15 protein-coding genes and 1 tRNA gene are annotated in these 18,489 nt (G+C 68.3%); 10 read left to right on the top strand and 6 right to left on the bottom strand.

The window, feature by feature from the left end:
• Positions 1-369: 369 nt before the first annotated feature.
• The 4 genes from IE330_RS12305 to IE330_RS12290 all read right to left on the bottom strand — a co-directional run bounded on the left by IE330_RS12305 (position 370) and on the right by IE330_RS12290 (position 4,943).
• Positions 370-3,228 carry a hypothetical protein gene (locus IE330_RS12305; protein WP_190135977.1) on the bottom strand — a complete coding sequence of 953 codons (2,859 nt, stop codon included), beginning with the start codon at positions 3,226-3,228 and terminating at the stop codon, positions 370-372.
• Between the two features lie 533 nt (positions 3,229-3,761).
• Entirely contained in the window at positions 3,762-4,082 is a 321-nt protein-coding gene (locus tag IE330_RS12300; RefSeq protein WP_190135976.1) for a hypothetical protein, read from the bottom strand.
• 4 nt (positions 4,083-4,086) lie between these two features.
• Positions 4,087-4,404: a hypothetical protein gene (locus IE330_RS12295; protein WP_190135975.1), complete on the bottom strand. Its 318-nt coding sequence runs from the start codon at positions 4,402-4,404 to the stop codon at positions 4,087-4,089.
• A complete protein-coding gene (locus IE330_RS12290; protein WP_190135994.1) occupies positions 4,404-4,943 on the bottom strand; it encodes a bifunctional DNA primase/polymerase in 540 nt (179 codons plus the stop codon). The genes IE330_RS12295 and IE330_RS12290 overlap by 1 nt, the downstream gene beginning before the upstream one ends.
• Positions 4,944-5,215: 272 nt before the next feature.
• Between IE330_RS12290 and IE330_RS12285 the strand changes: the two genes are divergently transcribed.
• Positions 5,216-6,601 (top strand): NsdA family TPR-like regulatory protein, encoded by a 1,386-nt coding sequence (locus IE330_RS12285; RefSeq protein ID WP_506005379.1) that lies wholly within the window; start codon positions 5,216-5,218, stop codon positions 6,599-6,601.
• A 15-nt stretch (positions 6,602-6,616) separates the two neighbouring features.
• On the opposite strand, the gene IE330_RS12280 is transcribed toward IE330_RS12285, so the two are convergent.
• Complete coding sequence (locus IE330_RS12280) at positions 6,617-7,546, bottom strand: phosphotransferase family protein (protein ID WP_190135974.1); 930 nt, start codon at positions 7,544-7,546, stop codon at positions 6,617-6,619.
• 109 nt (positions 7,547-7,655) lie between these two features.
• On the opposite strand from IE330_RS12280, the gene IE330_RS12275 reads away from it, so the two are divergent.
• From IE330_RS12275 to IE330_RS12265, 3 genes are all read left to right on the top strand, one after another.
• Positions 7,656-7,724: transfer RNA gene (locus tag IE330_RS12275), tRNA-OTHER, on the top strand.
• Between the two features lie 287 nt (positions 7,725-8,011).
• A complete protein-coding gene (locus tag IE330_RS12270) occupies positions 8,012-8,656 on the top strand; it encodes a hypothetical protein (protein WP_190135973.1) in 645 nt (214 codons plus the stop codon).
• Between the two features lie 583 nt (positions 8,657-9,239).
• Positions 9,240-9,707, top strand: a complete 468-nt coding sequence (locus tag IE330_RS12265) for a hypothetical protein (RefSeq protein ID WP_190135972.1) — start codon at positions 9,240-9,242, stop codon at positions 9,705-9,707.
• Between the two features lie 111 nt (positions 9,708-9,818).
• On the opposite strand, the gene IE330_RS12260 is transcribed toward IE330_RS12265, so the two are convergent.
• Entirely contained in the window at positions 9,819-11,195 is a 1,377-nt protein-coding gene (locus tag IE330_RS12260; RefSeq protein WP_190135992.1) for an MFS transporter, read from the bottom strand.
• A 442-nt stretch (positions 11,196-11,637) separates the two neighbouring features.
• Between IE330_RS12260 and IE330_RS12255 the strand changes: the two genes are divergently transcribed.
• The 6 genes from IE330_RS12255 to thrC all read left to right on the top strand — a co-directional run bounded on the left by IE330_RS12255 (position 11,638) and on the right by thrC (position 18,388).
• Positions 11,638-12,387 carry a TetR/AcrR family transcriptional regulator gene (locus tag IE330_RS12255; RefSeq protein WP_190135971.1) on the top strand — a complete coding sequence of 250 codons (750 nt, stop codon included), beginning with the start codon at positions 11,638-11,640 and terminating at the stop codon, positions 12,385-12,387.
• Positions 12,388-12,431: 44 nt separating this feature from the next.
• Entirely contained in the window at positions 12,432-12,878 is a 447-nt protein-coding gene (locus IE330_RS12250; RefSeq protein WP_229925582.1) for a response regulator, read from the top strand.
• Between the two features lie 557 nt (positions 12,879-13,435).
• Entirely contained in the window at positions 13,436-14,488 is a 1,053-nt protein-coding gene (gene nrtL, locus IE330_RS12245; protein WP_190135970.1) for an ArgS-related anticodon-binding protein NrtL, read from the top strand.
• Between the two features lie 22 nt (positions 14,489-14,510).
• Complete coding sequence (lysA, locus tag IE330_RS12240) at positions 14,511-15,902, top strand: diaminopimelate decarboxylase (protein WP_190135969.1); 1,392 nt, start codon at positions 14,511-14,513, stop codon at positions 15,900-15,902.
• Positions 15,903-16,033: 131 nt separating this feature from the next.
• On the top strand, positions 16,034-17,323 hold the full coding sequence (locus IE330_RS12235; RefSeq protein ID WP_190135990.1) for a homoserine dehydrogenase: 1,290 nt from the start codon (positions 16,034-16,036) through the stop codon (positions 17,321-17,323).
• 6 nt (positions 17,324-17,329) lie between these two features.
• Positions 17,330-18,388 carry a threonine synthase gene (thrC, locus tag IE330_RS12230; RefSeq protein WP_190135968.1) on the top strand — a complete coding sequence of 353 codons (1,059 nt, stop codon included), beginning with the start codon at positions 17,330-17,332 and terminating at the stop codon, positions 18,386-18,388.
• Positions 18,389-18,489 lie beyond the last annotated feature (101 nt).

The following is an 18,489-nucleotide window of genomic DNA, read 5'->3' as shown; positions in this document are numbered from 1 at the left end:
CCCGTGCCGCGCTCACAGCATGTAGCCGCCTTATGCCAGAAAAGGGGTACGTCGTGGCTGGGGCGGTCGGCTCCGCGGCTTTACGGAGCCACTTTGGCGCGAGCCTCGAAGATCATGGCCTCAACGTCGTGCTTTACCGGGCAGGTCCACAGACTGCCCGACGCGCCGGAAGCTTACGGGGCCATGATCACTCGCGCCAAGGCAGCTCCCGCCCAAGGCCTCTCCGTCGACCGCGTTGGCCCTTCATGTATGAGACGGCGTGGGGCGTGAGCTCTAAGGGCTGCTCGACTTTCACGGGAAGCAGTGCGCCTTCCGGGCCTGAGAACGAGCCCTCTGAGCCGCACTCAGGCGTTGGAGGGCCTCAACGTGCTAACCCAATTCCCTTTGGATATCTCGCCGGTAGTCATTGCGCAGCACATCAAGGACTGCTTCATAGCCAGCTTTACCCCTCAAGCCTCTCGCGAGCATCAATCGCACTCCCGGGTCCTTGTCAGTGCATAGCCGCTCACCGAGACTCGGCCATTTACCCGGATTGCGCGTCCAAGCTATCGCAGCAACACACCGGAGCCATGGGCTTTGATGATTCGCCAGCATCTCGACATCCATAGTCAACTCGCCCTCAGGCAAATCGCGAAGCATCCTCGCAATTGAACTGCATGTCGAGTTACTCGTTGAAGAAAGGAGGGGAACGGCAGCCCTCTGAACTTCAGCATAGTGTTCACTGGTATGCGCCAGTTTTCCCGCTACGAGGATTGCAATAGCGTCCAGGGGGAACTCGCCTACTGTGAACTTGAAGCGACTGAATGGATCGTCCCCGTGGCTCATCGAGGCAGTGCTTCCCGTTGGCTCTTGGGTGAAATCTATCATCAATTCGAATGCGGCACTCCTTGCCGCCTTAGACAGGGAGGGACCAGTAATCGCGATGGCTCCCATAGCACTAGCACGATTGACTTCGAGATCATGGACTTCCAGTGCGCGAGCAATCATCGAGTCGGTAAATGCTTGGCGGTCTGATTCGTCGAGAACTCGAACTAGCAGTGCAGCTTCCTCTTCGCCGACCCGTATCGTTGAAACGCCTGGCTGGATATTGAGTGGCTGAATGTACTGCTCTAACTTCTTGCGAGCTACTCCCAAAGCTGGAGTAACGTCGCAATCAGCTACAGCCAGCGCTAGGGCGGCATAGTAATTCGCACTGTACGCCGCCTCGCTCAATCGCTGCTCTACGCGTTGTGGATTCTCGCTTAGAATTATTTGACCCTCATAGACGGCTCGCTCGGCCACTTCATTGCAAAGCAAGATGGCGTCACACAGCATTTCGACCACTTGGTCATGCAATGGTTCGTGGCTCTCGTAAATTTTTACGAGAGCGTCGATGAGCGCTTCATCCGTGCGCCTGCGTGTGCCAGGTTCTCGACGCAAAGAATCAGCAGTGAGGTCGAGAAATTTTACAGAGGACTCCAAGGAAGCTTCGTCTGCGGTAGTCGAAAATGCAGTGAAGGCTGGAACCCAAGAGCTTGTCTGCGGGTGTCCTTCATATTCTGTAGAGATCTCTGTGCATGCACACTCTGACCACGCGCGTGCGATATCTTTAGGGAAAGCCTTGCCGGCGGAAGCGGCAAACTTATAGGCGGCGATTCTCTCCCAATTAGGGCTTTCCCTGCTAGGAGGTTCGAGAACAAGAGGTTGATCCGGCCACGCCTTAGCAAGTCTTTTTAGTTTCTTCGATGCGCCACTTCGGATGTAGTGAATGGGCGCTTCTTGCCACTTCTCGGCGGCTTCTAGGAGATCGCCAAAGCGCTCATGAGCTGTAAGCTCGGCACTCCAGCTTGCGGTCACGACAGAGTGCCTCAGATGTTGATGTAGGCACTGAAGAGCATCAGGCCACTTCTGGTCAAGCATTCGTGACAGAGCGCGTTCTGCAAGCGGGTACGGCTCCGAAAGTACTGACCCAGTTCCAGATGCTCTCAGAGATTGAGCAAGCCGATGCAGGTCATCAATTCCTACACCCATTTTCCAATACTGTACTTGTGTCGCGCGGAGTCCATACAGCCAATCAGCTGCAGAGTCATTAAGACGGGCGGAAACGGCTCCGTCTACAGCGTCCTGCCATCGTTCTATAGCTTGCTCTGATTGACCTGTAAGGGTGAGATACCTGGCATGTCGGGCTGCGATCCATGATGTAATGGCGGGAGGGTAGGTAAGGCGAGCGGCCTTGACTAGATTGCCCCAGTCATCATTGGCATCTGCCAGGCACATAAGGACGCGCGCCTTGGCGGTGAGCCCCGACTCGTCGCCAGCGACTCTCTTCACCATGCTCGACAAGATTGGCGTGCGAGAACGAATCAAATCCTGTCGACGCCATGCGATCGACTCTTCTGCAAGGACCATCGCAACATAAAGTGCACCCTGATCGGTATCCTCCATTGCGTCAAAGGCTTCAGCAAGATCTTCCAAGGTGACGTGTCGCTCATACCCATAAGCTGCGGAGTGACCCAGCCCATTAACCGACCTTAGAGCGCTCTCGGGCAGGTTCTCCTCATACTCCTCAACCTTCCCTATCTGCTGCCTGACAGCAAATACATCACCGCTGAAGTAGTGTCGCCACCCAAGATCAATTCTTATCTTTGCGGCTTCGCTGAAACTCTTCCCGATTTCCAAGGCTGCGCATTGGCGACTTCGGATGATGGCGGCATGGTGCACAAATGGAGTGGCCTCTAGTTGTGTAGCAACCTCGTCAAATAGGACTGCTGCCTCCAGCGGCTTCTCTTCAAGCCGATCGCTAGCCTGTTGCAGCCTTTCAGTCTGGCCGAGAGAGGCAATCGGGCCCCTCAGGACGGCATCCGATGTAATCGGGGCCTCTCTATTCAGAATTCGTTCGATGGCTGCAAGTTCTGCCCCTGCTACCTGACGCTCACCTTGCTGGGATTGCTGGCTCTTCCACTCAAGCAACTCATCAACTGAATAAGTCGATTCATGCCTGTCAACTGGAGGATGATGCTCTCCACACAGGAGTAGCAGGTTCTCAAAGCCGTTAATGCTTGCAGGCGGATAGCTGGCGTCATACCGGGGTCCGTTTGTTTTTTCGGATCTAATATGGGCAATCTGCGCTGTGGGCGTATATAGCTCACGATCTTTAAAGATCAGCCTGCTGTTGCATCCTGGATAGGCGCAGTGAGTAGCCGTTCCGAACAGTAGCTTGATCGTCTTCTCGGTGTAGCTTCGCCCCATAGTTACAGCCTAGCTGAACAGCGTGTTACGAGAGCTGTCAAAGAAGGGAATCTGCTGGGAACTGCGGTGGCGAGCAAGCACCGGGCAGCGAATGGGTCCTGGCTGTAGGACCTGATCACGACCGTTGAATCCACGGAGACTTGCACCGCAACCTCCTTCAAGATCACGCAGCCGCTACCGAGAGGTGAGTCGCGCGAAGCGGTCCGTGCCAGAGCGATGCCAGATCGTGCGAGTAGCCACGGATAGCACCAGAGAATCAGTCGACCGCCCACCAGATGACGAGACCGATTCGCCGCAGGTCAGAACCGTGGCTGGCACCAGATACCCTCAGCTTCCCAAGCTGATGGAGTGGCCTGCCGTTCGTCCGGGCTGCGGCGCTGGGGCGCCGGTCCCGGCCGAGCGGCAGGCCGGTTCGCACACCCGGGAAGCGGAAGGCCCCGTACGACAGCGCTGTGGAGCGGTGCCGTACGGGGCCGGGCCGGTGATCGCAGTAGCGGGGTCTGGGCGCGGTCAACCGGCGTTCGAGGGGCGGGTCAGGCCGCCGGTGTCTGCCGCTGTGCAAGCGCGGGCGTTTCGGCGTTCGTGCTGTGCAGCTCCGCTTGGAGTCCCGCTGTGATCAGCTTCGCCAGGCGCTCGGCCGCTTCAGGGCGGACCGTGCCCAGCTCGACCAAGCCGTCCCCGAAGATGTTCACGTTGGCCACTAAGCCCGGGAAATCGGAGTCCAGCCCGAGCAGCACGAGTTGATCGGCCAGAGTGCCGGCGCCTCGCCGAGCGAGGTTCCAGCCGCGGACGTAGGGGACACCGGGGACCAAGTCTTCCGCCCGCCTCGCTATCACTCCTCGCCGGTCGGTCATGACGTCAAGTCCTTCCCTGGTGTTCTTCGATGGTGGTGGGTGACGTGGGTTCCTCGTGGTCGCGGGCGAAGCCGTGGTCCAGTGCCAGGCGTAGGAGCTCAGCTAGGCGCTCCGCCGTGCCGGGGGAGACCCGGCCCAGCTCGACGAGGCCGTGGCCGAAGGCATTCAACTCCGCGCGGAGGTAGGGGAAGTCCTTCTCCAGGCCCGCGTTCACGAGGGCGTCTCGCAAGGCCGTCGTCGCGTTCCGGGCCGCGTACCAGCCGTCGCTGTCGAGAGGCGACCACTCGGCGGCGTCGCGGCCGTCGGGCGGATCGGTCGGCATCAGCGGTCCGTCTCGTCGGGAAGGTCGGCGACCGCGTAAGGAGCCGGGTACTGCTCGTCGAAGCGGTCGATCCTGGCGAGGAGCTCCGCGGAGGCGACCAGCGCCGTCGCCAGAGCCACCGGACGCAGCGGGTTGGCCTCCGGGCGGCGTGTCGGGGCGCGGAGCCACTGATAGCGGTCGTCCGACAAGGGGATGGGGCCAGGGACGACTACCGCGCACCCCTCGCCGAGGTAGCGGAACGGCGGTGGTGCTGTCGTCTCGCGCTGGAGTTGGAGCGTGAAGGGTTCGTGGCTGCCGGAGCCGAGGAAGAAGCCAACCCTCTGCGCCCGTCGGTCGATGACCGATGGACCGAAAGGCATGCCGCTCAGACGGAGGCGGTCGAACATCTCCGTGCCGAGGCGTTGATCCACGCTCACGACGTCGAAGAGGCGGCCGGTCTGAACCAGGACGGGCATGCGTGGGTCGTCCGCCCACACCTGTCGGCACTCACCCGGGTTGTCCGCCGCCGCGGCCAGCCACTCCACACCCCGCTTGGTCATCCTGTGCACGTCGTCCCACCCTCAGCCGGAGTTCCGTGCGGCGTCTGTGCCGCAGTGGCTCCAGACTCGTGGCCCGGCCCCTGGCCAGGGCAGATGACGAGAGATGACGGGGGATGACGCGTCCACTCAGGTCGCGTCATCCCCCGTCAGCCGCTGTTGGCGGACGATCTCTGGCTACTGACTGCGAGAGGTGGTCATCAGTGCGTACATTCGACCAGGCAGGTCGAGTTGCCACCGGCGCACGCGTACGGGAGTGAAGGAGCTGCGTCTCCATGAAGCCGACCAGTGACCGCTTACGTGAGGCTCGCGTCAGTCGGGGCTGGAGCCAGCCGCGACTGGTGAGGGAGCTGCGCAGTGCAGCCAACCAGCGTGGGCACCAGCTTCCGTCGGACAGCAGCGTGAAGCGCCGTATCGCCAGCTGGGAGAACGGACACAGCTCGCCCGATGACTTCTACGGCCCGCTTCTGTGCGATGCGTACGCTGCGAGCGCCGAGGAACTCGGTGTGAACGGCAGCGAGCTCAAGGATCCTGCGGTACTTGACGCCGCATATCCCGCCAGCCCGGACGATGCCATCCAGACGGTCAGCCAGTTGTGGCGCGCTGATCTCAATCAGTACGACCCGCTGCTCACCGCGGAGCCGTCCGAGCCGGCGTGGAGCGAGGCCTCACTGCGGTGGTTGGTCGCGCCGGAGCCCGGCACGCATAGTCCGCAGTCCGACGGAGTTCGCGTCGGTCTTGGCGACGTGGCTGCTATCAAGACCACGGCGGACATGTTCGCCCGCCTCGACGACCAGTTCGGCGGAGACCATGCGCGGCACTCGGTCATCCAGTACCTCAACAATGACGTGGCCCCGCTCCTGCGAGGCCACTACACCGAGCGGGTGGGCCGGGCTCTCTTCTCCACTGTCGCGGAAGCCACGCTCCTGGCCGGGTGGATGTCGTACGACGCCTGCCGTCACGGGCTTGCTCAGCGGTACTTCCTCCAGGCGCTTCGGCTCGCTCAGGACGCGAACGACCGCCGGCTCGCGGGCAGCATCCTGTCCGCGATGAGCCATCAGGCGACCTTCCTGGGGAAGTACACCCAGGCCGCCACCCTCGCCCGTGCGGCGCTCATGGGCATCTCGCCGGTGGCCACGCCCACGCTTCGGGCTCAGTTCCACGCCATGGAGGCCCGCGCTCTTGCCCGTACGGGGGACATCGCCGCTTGCGAGGCCGCTCTGGGCGCGGCCACCAAGGCCCTGGAGAGTCGGAACAGCGATGACGAGCCGGAGTGGATCAGCTATTTCGACGAGGCCGAGCTGGCCGCCGAGGCTGCCCACTGCTTCCGGGACGTCAACAGCGCTCGCCGAGCAGTGGCCCACGCCGAGAACGCCATGAGCGGCAGCCACGTACGAAGCGACTTCTTCGCGACCATGGTGCTTGCCGATGCTCACTTGCGTGCGGGCGATGTCGAGGAGGCGTGCTCCGTGGCTCTCGACGCCCTGGATCTCGGCGAACAGCTCAAGTCCGCGCGGTGCGTCAGCTACCTCGTCGAGTTCCGTCGGGACCTCAGCGCGATTGGGCCCACCGCTGTGGTGCACGACCTTGCCCAAGAGGTGCGAGAAAACAGATTGTGGGTCGCATCCGGAACGTACGACCAGGGGCGGGCAAGTCACTGAGCCGCACGGCTACTCTCAGAACGCACCCCAGGCATCGCGTCCCTCGCCCGTTCGCAGAGACGCCATGCGACGCGCGAACTCCGCCGCGGATCGCTCGCTCGCGCCCGCCTGGTGGCCGATCCACACGACCATCATCAGTTCGCGCAGGTCAGCCAAGGTCTCGTACCCGGGCCAGTTCATGAGGTCGAAGCCGTACCGGTGCACGAACTCCGCGTACTCCGCCTTGCTGTGCCAGCCGTACCGGTCGTAATAGAGAGCGGTCAGGATCAGGTCCCACTCGCGCGGGGCCAAGGCGAGACCGTCGAGGTCGATGAAGACGGCGTGGCCGTCCCGGTGGCGAAGGACGTTGCCGATGTTCGCGTCACCGTGGATCAGGCCGAAGGGGAGGACGAAGTCCAAGCGGTCGTAGTCCTTCGCAAGCTTCGCCGCCCGCGCCTCCAGGAAGGACCTGTCGTCCTCCGAGACCGCGGTCAGGTCGGTCAGCGCCGCCGACAGCTTGGCCAAGGGGTCGAAGTACGGGAGGCGCAGCGACTCGGGTTCCTCCAGCCAGTGGAAGCGGCGCAGCAGGTCGGCCAGCTCACCGACCGTTGCGAACTCCTCCTGCTCCTGGACGCTCTCCCAGAAGGTCACCACCCGGCCGCGTACGACGATGGGTTGAGCAGCATCAGCAAGTACCCGCGTGGCCGGGAAGTCGACCGCCTCCAGCCATCGGGCGACGCCAATGGCGCGTTCCATCTCGGAGAGAACGGTCGGGTCGCGAGCGATGCGGACTATGACCGGTAAGGACGCCAGCCGGTACACCGCGTTCGATCCCAGTCGCAGCAGCTCCGCCCCCGACGCGTCCAGGCCAGCCGTCTCGCACGCCTCGCGCAGAACGACCTCCACGCCCTCCGCCGTGAACTCCACGTCCCTGTCGCGCGAACCCTCGCCGCTACCCGAGATCATGCTTTCGACGATACGGGCCAGCCCACCCCCGGGACAGGGCACCCACGTAATGGGGACGTGATGATCTCGGCGGGGGAGGCGTACGAGCATCACTGCCCCGCAGGTCAGAGCCTCTGTCGGCGCCAGCACTCACCGGCCTCCGGAGCCGTGTGCGCAGGTTCGAATCCTGCCGGGGGCACCCTTGATGAGGTGCCTGTAGACCCCGCCACCAGCGAGTTCGTTGGGGACGGGGTCTTCGCGTATGTGGAGCGTGTTCAGTCCGCGCACAGTGCGGTCGAAGGCGTGGCGGTGTATGACGAATACGTTTACGTCTAGGCCGTCCTGTAGAGGCGCCGGCGTTGGCATAGGAAGTACTGGACTGGCGGCGAGAGGCGCCAGTTGAAAGCACTTCTGAAGTTCGTGTAGGCGGCAGAGCTTGGCTTGTGAGGATGGGCGACGGAGTTCTTGGGCGAGCAAGGAGATCTTTTGGCAGCTCTGTTGCGTGCGCCGAAAGAGTGCGGCTCGTGGTTCTGGGGCCTGGAGGAGGTTGCCGCGCCAGGGCTTGAGTGGGCGCTGGCCACGGCGGCCCGGATGGCTGGAGTGCTGGAGCGGTTCGAGCTGCTTTCTCCTGTCCGCCTCGAGTACGACTGGTACGTCTTCGGAGAGGGGTTCACAGGCGTCACCAGCACGGTGGCACTCACCACCTCATTGGCGGACCCCGATCTCGCCGATCGGCTCCGGGGAACTCGACCCGTCGCATTTCCTACCGCTGATATCGACGACGTACATGTGGTGGGGGCGGGTGCGTGGTTCGATGCGACAGGGGGACGTCGCCGGGAGTCGCGACTGATTGAGCTTTCTGTGTCTCCGCTCCCCATAGGCCTTTCGGCTGAGTTGTGCGTGCACCATGACATATGGAATTGGTTCGACTTTTCCGGGCATCCGCATCCCGAGATTTATAACGCTAATGCTCCGCGTCTTGCTCTTGCGCTGGCCGAGCTGAATTCTCTACTTGGAGTTGTTGCGGAACCTGGTGAACCCACCTGTTTCGGTGCCGCCACTCATGATGGCGTCGCGATTCCGGAAGCAGACGAGGACGGGCTCGGGCCGGACCTGACGGATCTGCTTTGACGTGGCGGGTGGTCTGGCGTTGCACGCGTGTGCGGTCCGGCGCTGTGTCAGTCGGTGGGTTCCGGGGGCACCGCGCTATTGATCAAGGCCACGGCTGCGCCTGTGTGCGCTGTGAGGTCGCACAGGGCACTTAGGTGTTCCGAGTTGATATGGCGGAAGTGAGGGCGAGGGCCCTCCGCATCCTGAGTCGTGTTTGTGCGGCTTCGTCTGTAGAGACGTCGCGGCCGGGGCGTGGGTTCGCTGACCTCGCCTACCTCGGTGTGAGCCAATGGCTGGGCATCGACTGCCAGTTTGGCCAGCGTCCCGGCCGTGTGCGCGAGCGCGGTACCTACGTCCGCAGGGCCTCGGCATTCGCGCCGTCCGCAGCGTAGCCCGTTAGCGTGTCGGCCGCGCTGCCCAGGACCTCGGCAGTGCGGGAGAGCCGCCCGCATGCGGGCGTTCGCGTCCAAGATGAGCTGCTGCCGGCCCGGCACCTTGGGGTCGAACGTTGTGGGTACGGCGTGCTGCGTCAGGGTGCGGCCGGCCGGCACCGTGTCGCGGTACGTACGGTACTCGTGGACGTGAAGTGACGACCGCTGATCGTGTGGACACCTTTCTCCGAGGCGGGGTCGTCATCCCCGCGGCGGTTGTTGTCGCGGCCGTGGCGGGTGCTCGCGTGGTGGCCGTCGCCCAGCCGCGCGACGCGGCGAACTGTGCGAGTTCGGCGCGGATACCGTGGTGGACCGTACCGCCGACGCCCCCACGGCCCGGCTGGCCCGCGCCCGCCCCGGTGGGCGTCAACGATCTGGACGCCGGGGTCAGCCCGTTGGCCTGGCGCGGATGCTTCGTGGTGCTCGCCGGGCTCCGCACCCCGCCGATGCTGCCCACCGGTGACCTGTACGTACGGGACGGGGCCGTCGTCGGCTTCACCATCACGCAGGGCCGTCAACTCCCCGCTGGCTGCGGGCCGTCTACCCCCGCGCGCTGGTCGCCCGTGCAGTTCACCGGTTCCCAGCATGCGGTAGGCCTTGGTGGTGGCGCCCTCGTGGCGTTGACCGTTTCCGTCACGTAGGTGCCCCGGTCGTTGTCCTCTCGGTCCGTGCCCTCGTTCCGTGAGTCCGCATCGCGGTCTCTTGGTTCCCGCCGCCGTTCGTCGGTCCCGGCCGCCGCCGCGCCGCGGTCCTCACCGTGACGCCGTGGAGCCGCGCCCCCGCCCGGCCGGCACCACCCCCGCCGCCCCCAGCGCCAGCGCTCCGAACGCCACCCACAGCGCCACCGTGTAACCGTGTACCGTCCCCGCGTCCACGGCCCGTCGGCCACCCTCGCCCGCGTGCTGCTTCAGGTACGACGTCGTCGCGCTCGTCGCCACCGAGTTCAGCAGGGCCGTGCCGAACGCAGCCCCCACCTGCTGCACCGTGTTGTACGCCGCCGAGGCCACGCCCGCGTCGGCGTGGTCGAGGCCGACCGTCGCCGTGTCGGTCGCCACCGCGAGCAGCGTGCCGAGGCCGATGCCGGTGAGCACCATGGAGGGGGTCAAATAGGCCCAGAACACGTGCGTGCTGTCCACGTCGAGCCGCGTGAGGATCAGCATGCCCGCGGCGGAGGACAGCAGGCTGCCCGTGATCAGGAGGTGCGCCGGGACCCGGCGACGCAGCCTCCCGGAGATCAGCATCGCGCCCACCGTGCTGCTCACGGCGTTCACCAGCAGCGTCAGGCCCGCCTTCACCGGCGAGTAGCCGAGGATCGTCTGCGTGTAGTAGCTGACGAAGAGGAAGAAGCCGAACATCGCCACGAACATCACGCACACCGATGCGAACGCCATGCCCCGTGCCCGGTGCGCCAGGATGCGCAGCGGCAGCAGTGCCCGCGCCGACCGCGCCTCCACCAGGACGAACAGCGCGAGCAGCAGCACCCCGCCGCCCAGCAGCACCAGCACTCTCGAGTCGCCCCAGCCGTACGGCTCCGCCTGCGTGAACCCGTAGACCAGGGCGACGAGCCCGCCCGCGCTGAGCAGGACGCCCGGCACGTCGAGCCCGCGCAAGTCGCCGCTCGGCCGGTCGCGCACCACCAGCGGGACGCCGGCGAGGGCGAGTGCGGCCAGGGGCACGTTGATGTAGAGGCACCAGCGCCAGTCGGCGTACTCGGTGAGCAGGCCGCCCGCCACGACGCCGAGCGCGGCGCCGGCCGCGCCCACCCCGGCGAAGACACCGAACGCCCTGGCCCGTTCGCGTCCGTCGGTGAACGTCAGGATCAGCAGCGACAGGGCCGCCGGCGCCAGGAGCGCGGCGAAGACGCCCTGCGCCGCGCGGGCGGCGAACAGCGTGCCCGCGCCGCCCGCCGCGCCCCCGAGCGCGGAGGCCAGCGCGAAGCCGAGCAGGCCCCACGAGAGCGCCCTGCGGTGGCCGAGCGCCCCGCTCACCCGGCCGCCCACCAGCAGCAGGCCGCCGAAGGCGAGCGCGTATGCCGTGATCACCCAGTGCCGGTCGGCGTCCGCCATCCCCAAGTCCCGCTGGGCGGACGGGAGAGCGATGTTCACGATGGTCGCGTCGAGTACGACCATGAGCTGCGCGAGGCTCACGACGGGGAGGGCCCACCAGCGCCTCGCCGACGGGGTTGCCGACTCTTCTAAGGCTGGTGGGGCTGGTGGGGCTGCTGAGGTCGCCGGGGGCGTCGCCGTTTTCCGGTGTGCCGTGTGGCCTCTCGCGTGTCGCTGTTCCGTGTGGCCTCCCGCGTGCCGCTGTTCCGTGTGGCCTCCCGCGTGCCGCTGCTCCGTGTGGCCTTCCGCGTCCCCTTGTCGCTTCACGTCCGCGTCGCTTCGCTTCATGTCCGCACCGCCCCGCTCCTCCGCCCGTACAGCGGTCGAGTCACTCGAACGTTGGTCTAGTGGGCCGGGACTCTACTACGGTCCCGCGCGGCGGTCGGCGTCTGCGGAAGCCTCGTGCCGACGCCAACTGCCTGGCTGAAGTGGGTAGTTGGGACCGCAAAAAATCTTGGCGCGGGGCGTGGCACACTCACCCGTGGAGGTGGGTGTCATCGCAGGCACAGAGCGCACGCACAGCGAACCCGGCGCGGGGACCAACGTCTGGCTGCGCCCCGCGCGCGAGAAGCGCGAGAAGGCGGAGCCACCGCTCACCCAGGCCCGGATCGTCCAGGCCGCCGTCGCGCTCCTGGACGAGGAGGGCATGGACCGGCTGACGATGCGGCGTCTGGCCGAGCGACTGGACGCCGGGGCCACGACGCTGTACTGGCACGTCAAGACGAAGGCCGACGTCGTCGACCTCGCCGTCGACGCGGTCTTCGGCGAGACGCCCCTGCCCGACCGGCACGAGGATGACCCGCGGCAGGACGTCACCGCCCTCGTCCACGACTGGCGCCGGACCGTCCTGCGGCACCCCTGGGTGGCCTCCGTGCCCGCCCGGCAGCGGCCGCTCATGGGGCCCGACTTCCTCGCCTGGATGGAGTTCCTGCAGTCCGCGCTGGCGCGCGCCGGGCTCACCGGCACCCGGCTCAACGCCGCGACCTGGGCGCTCTACAACCACGTCATGGGCGCCACGGCCGCCCAGTCCGGGCTGCGGCTCACCACGGAAGAGGCGCGCCTCGGGCAGGAGTACCTGGAGCGCCGGCGCGACCGGTACCCGACCGTGGCCGCGCACCGGTACCTCGCCGACGACGACTGGGACACGAGCTTCGCCATCGGGCTCGGGTTCCTCCTCGACGGGATGCTCGGCCTCCCTCGCGCGGGGCAGAAGTAGGTAAAACCCGGACGCGACGGCGGCTCTCGACCTACTCTCGAGTTGTGCCAGGCGTGTCCGGCCGTGTGCTTGTTGTGGACGACAACAAGGTCATCCGGCAACTGATCAGGGTCAATCTCGAGCTGGAGGGCTTCGAGGTCGTGACCGCGGCCGACGGTGCCGAGTGCCTGGACGTCGTGCACCAGGTGCGGCCCGACGTCGTGACCCTCGACGTGGTCATGCCCCGCCTCGACGGGCTGCGCGCCGCCGCGCGGCTGCGCGCCGACCCGCGTACCCGGCATCTGCCGCTGGTCGTCGTCAGCGCCTGTACGCAGTACGAGGTCGAGGCCGGGCTCGACGTGGGGGTCGACGCGTTCCTGGCGAAGCCCTTTGAGCCGAGCGAACTCGTTGAGGTGGTGCGGCAGTTGGTGGAGGCGCGTCGGCGCCGTGAGGGGGGTCCGCTGGGTAGCGGGTGCTCCGGTGGGGGCTCCGAGCGCGCGGGTCACCCCTGAGCGGGGCGCCGCCCCTGTTCCGTCGCCCGGCCCCCCTGCCCCGCCCGGCCCCCCCTGCCCCGCCGGGCGTCCCTGGGCGGGCTGCGCCCCTGTGGCGTGGGGGCCTCGCGGGTGCGCCCCAGTCCCGCCCCTTTCCCGAAACCATGGGGCTGCGCCCCCTGGACCCCCGCCCATTCGCCGCTCCGCGGCTCGTTCCCAAACGCCGGACGGGCTGAAACACACCCCCTGCCGCTTTGCGCACGTCCTCAAGCGCCGGTCGGGCTGAAGCACCCCCCCGGCGCCCCCTGCGGCTTCGCGGCTTGTCCTCAAGCGCCGGACGGGCTGAACACCCCCCCTGCCGCTTTGCGCACGTCCTCAAGCGCCGGTCGGGCTGAAGCACCCCCCCGGCGCCCCCTGCGGCTTCGCGGTTTGTCCTCAAGCACCGGACGGGCTGAACACCCCCCCTGCCGCTTTGCGCACGCCCTCAAGCACCGGACGGGCCGAAACACCCCCGCGCCCCCCGCCCCCACCGCCCCCTCACCTCAGCACCCCCGACCCACCTCCCCTACCCTTGTCCCGTGACCCCCGTCGAGCTCTCCCGGACCGTGCTGCGGGCGCTGCGTGCCGCCGTGGACGCCGGTGAGCTCGCCGTCGCCGTGCCCGAGCGGGCGCACGTGGAGCGGCCGCGGCCCGGGGGGCGGGGCGACTACGCCAGCAACCTCGCGCTGCGCCTCGCCCGCGAGGCCGGCGCGCCGCCGCTGCGCGTCGCCGGGATCCTCGCCGCGCAGCTCGCGGCCGAGCCCGGCGTCGCCCGCGCCGACGTCACCGGGCCCGGCTTCCTCAGCATCACCCTCGACGGCGAGCCCGGCGCCGGACTCGTCCGCGACGTCCTCGCGCGCGGCGAGCGGTACGGGCACGCCGAGGCCGACACCGGCGAGCGCGTCCAGTTGCACGTCCCGTACGAGCTGCGCGCCGTCGTCGTCGCCGACAGCGCGCGCCGCATCCTGCGCTCCCAGGGCGCCCTCGTCCGCGTCACCTGCGACGCGGCCCCCGACCCCGCCTGGGGAGAGGTCCTCGGCGTACGGGTGGACGGGCACGGGCCGCCGCCCACGCCGCTGCCCACCCTGCGCCCCGTGCCCGCCCCGGCCCACCCGGACCCCCTGCGCCTCGGCCGCGACGCCGCCCGCTGGGCGCTGCTCCACCCCGCCGCCCACGACCGCCCGGACACCGGCGACGGCCACCTCGCCCAGCGCGAGACGAATCCCCTGTTCCGCGTCCGCTACGCCCACGCCCGCACCCGGGCGCTCCTGCGCAACGCCGCCGACCTCGGCTTCGCCCCCGAGCCCGGGGACGTACCCGCGGAGGACGGCCCGCACCCGCTGCTCGGCGCCCTCGGCGACCACCCCGCCGTCCTCGCCGCCGCCGCCCGCCACCGCGCGCCCGACCGGCTCGCCCGGCACCTCGTCATCACCGCTGACGCGTTCCTCGCGGGGGCCCACACCGTGCTGCCGCGCGGTGACGAGAAACCCTCGGCCGCCCACCGCGCCCGGCTCGCGCTCGCCGAAGCCACCGGGACGGTGCTCGCCGGCGGCCTGTCCCTGCTCGGCATCAGCGCGCCCGCGTACCTGTGAGACGAGAAGAGTCGAAAGAGCCATGAGCCGTTCCGCCCACCCCGCAGGACCCCGGCACGGAGACGTCCTGCCCGAGGGGCACTACTCCCCGCCGCCCGCCGACCTCAACGCCCTCGACCCCAAGATCTGGTCGAGGACCGTCACCCGCGCCGCCGACGGCACCGTGCGCGTCGGCGGCGTCGACGTGCGACGGCTCGCCGAGGAGTTCGGCACCCCCGCCTACGTCCTCGACGAGGCCGACTTCCGCGCCCGCTGCCGGGCCTGGCGCGAGGCCTTCGGACCCGACGCCGACGTGTTCTACGCCGGGAAGGCCTTCCTGTCCCGCGCCGTCGTCCGCTGGCTGCACGAGGAGGGGCTCAACCTCGACGTGTGCTCCGGCGGCGAACTGGCCACCGCCCTGGACGCCGGCATGCCCGCCGACCGCATCGCCTTCCACGGCAACAACAAGAGCGCCGCCGAGATCGAGCGCGCCGTCCGCGCCGGCGTCGGCCGCATCGTGCTCGACTCCTTCCAGGAGATCGTGCGGGTCGCGCACATCGCCGACAGCCTCGGCACCCGCCAGCGCGTGCAGATCCGCGTGACCGTCGGCGTGGAGGCGCACACCCACGAGTTCATCGCCACCGCGCACGAGGACCAGAAGTTCGGCATCCCGCTCGCCGGCGGCCAGGCCGCGGAGGCCGTACGGCGCGCGCTCAAGCTCGACGGCCTCGACCTCGTCGGCATCCACAGCCACATCGGCTCGCAGATCTTCGACACCTCCGGCTTCGAGGTCGCCGCCCACCGGGTCGTCGGCCTGCTCAAGGACATCCGCGACGAGCACGGCGTCGAACTGCCCGAGATCGACCTCGGCGGCGGCCTCGGCATCGCGTACACCCCGGCCGACGACCCGCGCGAGCCGCACGAGATCGCCGCCGCCCTGCGCGAGATCGTCACCCGCGAGTGCGAGCGCGCCGGCCTGCGCGTCCCCCGGCTCTCCGTCGAGCCCGGCCGCGCCGTCGTCGGCCCCACCGCCCTCACGCTGTACGAGGTCGGCACCATCAAGCCGCTCGACGGCCTGCGCACCTACGTCTCCGTCGACGGCGGCATGTCCGACAACATCAGGACCGCGCTGTACGACGCCGAGTACAGCGTCGCGCTCGTCTCCCGCTCCTCCGACGCCGAGCCCATGCTCGCCCGCGTCGTCGGCAAGCACTGCGAGAGCGGCGACATCGTCGTGCGCGACGCCTTCCTGCCCGCCGACCTCGCCCCCGGCGACCTCATCGCCGTGCCCGCGACCGGCGCGTACTGCCGCTCGATGGCCAGCAACTACAACCACGCGCTGCGGCCCCCGGTCGTCGCCGTGCACGACGGCGCGGGCCGCGTCATCGTGCGCCGCGAGACCGAGGAGGACCTGCTGCGCCTCGACGTCGGCTGACCCCCGGCGGCGGAACCGGAACCCCCGGATCGTGACATACATGTCTCACGATCCGGACTTTGGTCAGAAACACCGTTCCGGTGGGTGAGACTGGACCCACCGTTGCTTGGAGAAGGAAACGAGGTCGGATGATGCGTACGCGTCCGCTGAAGGTGGCGCTGCTGGGCTGTGGGGTCGTCGGCTCAGAGGTGGCGCGCATCATGACGACGCACGCCGACGACCTCACAGCCAGGATCGGCGCCCCGGTGGAGCTCGCCGGGGTCGCCGTCCGGCGCCCCTCCAAGGTCCGCGCCGGCATCGACCCCGAGCTGGTCACCACGGACGCCACCGCGCTGGTCAAACGCGGCGACATCGACGTCGTGGTCGAGGTCATCGGCGGCATCGAGCCCGCCCGCACCCTGATCACCACCGCCTTCGAGCACGGCGCGTCCGTCGTCTCCGCGAACAAGGCCCTGATCGCCCAGGACGGCGCCGCGCTGCACGCCGCCGCCGAGCAGCAGGGCCGCGACCTCTACTACGAGGCCGCGGTCGCCGGGGCGATCCCGCTGATCAGGCCGCTGCGCGAGTCCCTGGCCGGGGACAAGGTCAACCGCGTCCTCGGCATCGTGAACGGCACCACCAACTTCATCCTCGACAAGATGGACACCACCGGCGCGGGCTACCAGGAGGCCCTGGACGAGGCCACCGCGCTCGGGTACGCGGAGGCCGACCCCACCGCCGACGTCGAGGGCTTCGACGCCGCCGCCAAGGCCGCGATCCTCGCCGGCATCGCCTTCCACACGCGGGTGCGCCTCGACGACGTCTACCGCGAGGGCATGACCGAGGTCACCGCCGCCGACTTCGCGTCCGCGAAGCGCATGGGCTGCACCATCAAGCTGCTCGCCATCTGCGAGCGGGCCGCCGACGGCGGCTCCGTCACCGCCCGCGTGCACCCGGCGATGATTCCGCTCAGCCACCCGCTGGCGAGCGTCCGCGAGGCGTACAACGCCGTCTTCGTGGAGGCCGAGGCCGCCGGCCAGCTCATGTTCTACGGGCCCGGCGCCGGCGGCGCGCCGACCGCCTCCGCCGTCCTCGGCGACCTGGTCGCCGTGTGCCGCAACAAGCTCGGCGAGGCCACCGGCCCCGGCGACTCCGCGTACACGCAGTTGCCCGTGGGCTCCATGGGCGAGGTCGTCACGCGGTACCACATCAGCCTCGACGTGGCCGACAAGCCGGGCGTGCTCGCCCAGGTCGCCACCGTCTTCGCCGAGCACGGGGTCTCCATCGACACCGTGCGCCAGACGGTCAAGGACGGCGAGGCATCCCTCGTCGTCGTCACCCACCGCGCGCCCGACGCCGCCCTCAGCGGCACCGTCGAGGCGCTGCGCAATCTCGACACCGTGCGTGGTGTCGCCAGCATCATGCGGGTTGAAGGGGAGTAAGCAGCAATGACCCACCAGTGGCGCGGAATCATCGAGGAGTACCGGGACCGCCTGCCCGTCTCCGCCACCACGCCGGTCGTGACGCTCCGCGAGGGCGGTACGCCGCTCGTGCCCGCGCAGGTGCTCTCCGAGCGCACGGGCTGCGAGGTCCACCTCAAGGTCGAGGGCGCGAACCCCACCGGGTCCTTCAAGGACCGCGGCATGACCATGGCCATCACCAAGGCGAAGGAGGAGGGCGCCAAGGCCGTCATCTGCGCCTCCACCGGCAACACCTCCGCCTCGGCCGCCGCCTACGCGGTGCGCGCGGGCATGGTCTGCGCGGTCCTGGTCCCACAGGGCAAGATCGCGCTCGGCAAGATGGGCCAGGCGCTGGTCTACGGCTCGAAGATCCTCCAGGTCGACGGCAACTTCGACGACTGCCTGAACCTGGCCCGGGGCCTGTCCGAGAACTACCCGGTCGCCCTGGTCAACTCCGTCAACCCGTTCCGCATCGAGGGCCAGAAGACCGCCTCCTTCGAGATCGTGGACGCCCTCGGCGACGCCCCGGACCTGCACGTCCTGCCGGTCGGCAACGCGGGCAACATCACGGCCTACTGGAAGGGCTACAAGGAGTACGCGGCCGAAGGACCGGCCACCCGTACGCCACGGATGTGGGGCTTCCAGGCCTCCGGTTCCGCGCCCATCGTGCGCGGCGAGGTCGTCAAGGACCCCTCGACGATCGCCACCGCGATTCGCATCGGCAACCCCGCGTCGTGGCAGCACGCGCTCGCCGCGCGTGACGAGTCGGGCGGCCTCATCGACGAGGTGACGGACCGTGAGATCCTGCGCGCCTACAAGCTGTTGGCGTCCCAGGAGGGCGTGTTCGTCGAGCCCGCGTCCGCCGCGTCCGTGGCCGGTCTGCTGAAGGCCGCCGAGCAGGGCAAGGTCGACCGGGGCCAGCGCATCGTCTGCACCGTCACCGGCAACGGCCTCAAGGACCCGGACTGGGCGGTCGCGGGCGCCCCGCAGCCGGTCACGGTCCCGGTCGACGCCGTCGCCGCGGCGGAGCGGCTGGGCCTGGCGTAACCGCCGGTGGCCCGGGTCCCGGGCCACCGGGCACGGCCGCGCCCGCCGCGGCGAGCTGTGCCGGGGCCGGGCCGGGCTGAGCAGCGGCCGGGCCGGGCTGG

It is taken from the genome of Streptomyces longispororuber, from assembly GCF_014656095.1.
Classification (GTDB): Bacteria; Actinomycetota; Actinomycetes; order Streptomycetales; family Streptomycetaceae; genus Streptomyces; species Streptomyces longispororuber.
Note: the sequence above shows the minus strand (reverse complement) of the source record. Positions and strands in the feature narration are given on the sequence as shown.

Excerpts from the sequence above, each read along its gene's own strand:
- IE330_RS12235 (WP_190135990.1), top strand. The coding sequence starts at position 16,034 with ATGCGTACGCGTCCGCTGAAGGTGGCGCTGCTGGGCTGTGGGGTCGTC.
- IE330_RS12295 (WP_190135975.1), bottom strand. The coding sequence starts at position 4,404 with ATGCCGACCGATCCGCCCGACGGCCGCGACGCCGCCGAGTGGTCGCCT.
- IE330_RS12305 (WP_190135977.1), bottom strand. The coding sequence starts at position 3,228 with ATGGGGCGAAGCTACACCGAGAAGACGATCAAGCTACTGTTCGGAACG.
- IE330_RS12280 (WP_190135974.1), bottom strand. The coding sequence starts at position 7,546 with ATGATCTCGGGTAGCGGCGAGGGTTCGCGCGACAGGGACGTGGAGTTC.
- IE330_RS12260 (WP_190135992.1), bottom strand. The coding sequence starts at position 11,195 with ATGGTCGTACTCGACGCGACCATCGTGAACATCGCTCTCCCGTCCGCC.
- IE330_RS12300 (WP_190135976.1), bottom strand. The coding sequence starts at position 4,082 with ATGACCGACCGGCGAGGAGTGATAGCGAGGCGGGCGGAAGACTTGGTC.
- thrC (WP_190135968.1), top strand. The coding sequence starts at position 17,330 with ATGACCCACCAGTGGCGCGGAATCATCGAGGAGTACCGGGACCGCCTG.
- IE330_RS12290 (WP_190135994.1), bottom strand. The coding sequence starts at position 4,943 with ATGACCAAGCGGGGTGTGGAGTGGCTGGCCGCGGCGGCGGACAACCCG.
- IE330_RS12285 (WP_506005379.1), top strand. The coding sequence starts at position 5,216 with ATGAAGCCGACCAGTGACCGCTTACGTGAGGCTCGCGTCAGTCGGGGC.
- lysA (WP_190135969.1), top strand. The coding sequence starts at position 14,511 with ATGAGCCGTTCCGCCCACCCCGCAGGACCCCGGCACGGAGACGTCCTG.